This is a genomic window from Burkholderia sp. DN3021 (assembly GCF_049805555.1).
Classification (GTDB): domain Bacteria; phylum Pseudomonadota; class Gammaproteobacteria; order Burkholderiales; family Burkholderiaceae; genus Burkholderia; species Burkholderia pyrrocinia_C.
This window is the reverse complement of record NZ_JBNCAB010000207.1, coordinates 1-2103: the sequence shown is the minus strand read 5'-3', so window position 1 is coordinate 2103 and position 2103 is coordinate 1. Positions and strand designations below refer to the sequence as shown.

Here is a 2103-nt window from a genome sequence, read left to right as displayed (position 1 = left end):
TAAGGTGGCCGAGCGCGTGAGGTGTGGTAACGAAGCGGATCAGCGGAGGTCGACGGGCATCTTCCAAGGAAGCAGCGCGTCGTAGTCGTCAACGGTCGTTGCCAGCGGGAGACGCTGGAACAGCCAGGTGAGATAGCGATACGGATCGATACCGTTGGCCTTGCAGATTTCGACGAGAGAATACAGGTTGGCGCTCGCGTTCGCGCCGTCGACGGTGTCCGAGAACAGCCATCCGCGGCGCCCAACGCAGAACGGGCGAATCGCATTCTCACAGGGATTGTTACTGATGGGCCAACTGCCGTTCTCGACGTAGCGGATCAGCTTCGGCCACTGCTCGCGCAGATAGGTCAGCCCTTTGCCGAGCAAGCTTTTTGGTACGACGCCGGGCGACTGCTCGAGCATCAGCGTGTGGATCGCGTCGAGTACACGGGTGCTGTATCGTCGTCGCAACCGCTGCCGTCGTTCGGCTGTCCACGCCGCGCTGCGGGCCTCGGCGGCAAACAGCTTGCCGATCAGCTTGATGAAGCGTGTCGCGAGCAGTTCGGGTGAGCGGGCCGCTTTGGGCACGTTGTCCTCGGCCTTGACGAAGTACCGTCTCACGTGAACCCAACATCCAAGGTGCACGAGCTGGTGACGCTCAGCGATGTCGTTGTAGGGTTCGTAGCCGTCGGTCATCATGACCGCGCCCTCACGGATCCCGGTGAACAGCTTGTCGGCCAGCTTGGTGCCGCGCCCGGGCGTATAGGTGAAGCAGCGGATGGGGATACCCGAACCGGTCATCTGCGCCCAGAGGTAACTCGTCGTTTGCGGTCGACGGCCCTCTTCCTTCAGCACCTGGAGCGTCGTCTCGTCACAGTAGATCAGCTCGGCGTCGAGCAATGCATCGCGCATCAGATTGATCACGGGCTGCGTCGCGAGGCCGACGCGAACCATGCTAGCGGCGATCGTGTTCGACGAGATGTCCCCGCCGAAGCGGCGCAGCAGACCAGCCTGGCGATACAGTGGCATCCCGAACTGATACTTGCCCGTGGCGATCCACGCGAGCGCCGATTCGCTCAACAGTCCGCGAGGGATGATGCGCGGCGGCGCCGGCGTAACCTTGATGCCGAGATCGCAGCACGGGCACGCATATTTGACGCGCTGGTGCTGGAGCACGCGAAGCTGCTCCGGAATCACGTCGAGCTGCTCGCTAATCTCCACGCCGATCTCGACGAGCGCGTGCCCGTCGTGCGTGCAGAAGCGCTCCGCTTCGGGCAGCTCGTGCCGCACAACGTCGCGCGGCAGGTTGGGATCGAGCGGCTTGCGATGGCCGCGCTTCTTGCGCGTGTGCGCGGCAACCGTCGTTTCTGAGGTATCTTCCTGCGCGGGCGCGCTGTTCGCACCGAGCGCTTCGGCTTCATTGAACAGGCCGAACTGATCCGAGTCTCGTGCCTCGCTTTTCGCGCCGAACAGTTCGCGACGGTAGGCCCGGAGTCGTTCCTCAGCAAGATCACGCTCCGCCGTCGCGAGCCGCAGGGCGCCGCGTAATGCCTCCTTTTCTTCTCGTAATGCACGAGCAGCATCGCGCTCGGCGAGCAGCTCTTTCAATTCCTCGGCGGTAATCGTGACGTTGATCGGCATGCCGGGTTAGACCGACACCCCGCATCCCTGTTCAGCTCACGCGGCGATATTCGCGCTTCGGATGCCGCTGGATCGTGGTAATGTCATCACCGTCGAGCAATGCATGCAACAAGTCCGTCGTCATCGTCACGACTTCGGTTTTCTTGTCTGGCCAGGTAAAGCGATCGGCCTCGAGGCGTTTCATTAGAAGCCAGAAGCCGTTCCCATCCCAGCCGAGGATCTTGATCCGATCACGACGCCGATTGCCGAACACGTAGAGCGAGGCATCCATCGGGTTCAGTCGCATCGACTGTTCGACGAGAATCGATAGGCTGTTCATGCCGTACCGGAAGTCGACAGGATCGCGGTGCAGGTAGACCTTCAGGCCTTCGTCGAACCGGAACACGGCATCCTCCCCAGGATCTGAACCAAGGTCGTCAGTTCGTCGATGGTCGCGATGGCCTTGCCCAGCTCGAGTTCGACACCGTTGGACAGCCGTACATT

2 protein-coding genes and 1 pseudogene are annotated in these 2103 nt (G+C 62.0%); all 3 read right to left on the bottom strand.

The window, feature by feature from the left end; all coding sequences use genetic code 11:
- Nucleotides 1-39: 39 nt before the first annotated feature.
- Nucleotides 40-1620 carry an IS66 family transposase gene (gene tnpC / locus ACPUER_RS36465; protein WP_425133546.1) on the bottom strand — a complete coding sequence of 527 codons (1581 nt, stop codon included), beginning with the start codon at nt 1618-1620 and terminating at the stop codon, nt 40-42.
- Between the two features lie 31 nt (nt 1621-1651).
- Nucleotides 1652-2005: an IS66 family insertion sequence element accessory protein TnpB gene (gene tnpB, locus ACPUER_RS36460; RefSeq protein ID WP_059729852.1), complete on the bottom strand. Its 354-nt coding sequence runs from the start codon at nt 2003-2005 to the stop codon at nt 1652-1654.
- Nucleotides 1981-2103, bottom strand: a pseudogene (locus tag ACPUER_RS36455) (IS66 family insertion sequence element accessory protein TnpB); the annotation flags it as partial. The pseudogene ACPUER_RS36455 and the gene tnpB, both read right to left, overlap by 25 nt.